General features: G+C 49.9%; 1 protein-coding gene and 1 pseudogene. Both read left to right on the top strand.

All coding sequences use genetic code 11. The features are described 5' to 3' along the window. On the top strand, positions 1-261 hold a 261-nt coding region (locus ACXAFK_RS15190; RefSeq protein ID WP_474958327.1), incomplete at its 5' end, for a PfkB family carbohydrate kinase. A gap of 21 nt (positions 262-282) precedes the next feature. After that, positions 283-439: pseudogene (locus ACXAFK_RS15185) on the top strand (bifunctional 4-hydroxy-2-oxoglutarate aldolase/2-dehydro-3-deoxy-phosphogluconate aldolase); the annotation flags it as partial.

The raw sequence follows: 439 nt of genomic DNA, 5'->3' as shown, positions 1-439 counted from the left end.
CTTTATGACGGGAAGACCATGTACAAGTCCCCCGAATACCAGATTACCCACATAGTGGACCGTGTCGGAGGAGGGGACTCCTTTATGGGCGGATTGATCTACGGACTGCTCAAGTACCCTGAGGACGACCAGAACGCACTGGATTTTGCCGTAGCGGCATCCTGCCTAAAGCATACCATAAAGGGAGATGCCAACTTGGCAACAGTGGCCGAAGTAGAAAAATTGATGAGTGGCGATGCCTCCGGAAGGGTGGCCAGATAAAAAATCACAAAGCACATAAAAATGGCACAATTTTCAAGAATTGATGTAGTGAACGCAATGAGGGATACAGGAATGGTCCCTCTTTTTTACCACCCCGATATAGCGTTGGGCAAAAAGGTGCTCAAGGCCTGTTACGATGGCGGGGCAAGATTGATGGAGTTCACTGCCCGGGGCGATT

It is taken from the genome of Flagellimonas sp. ABD4_174, assembly GCF_056160185.1.
The sequence above is the reverse complement of the archived record's forward strand: the minus strand, read 5'-3'. Positions and strand labels throughout refer to the sequence as shown.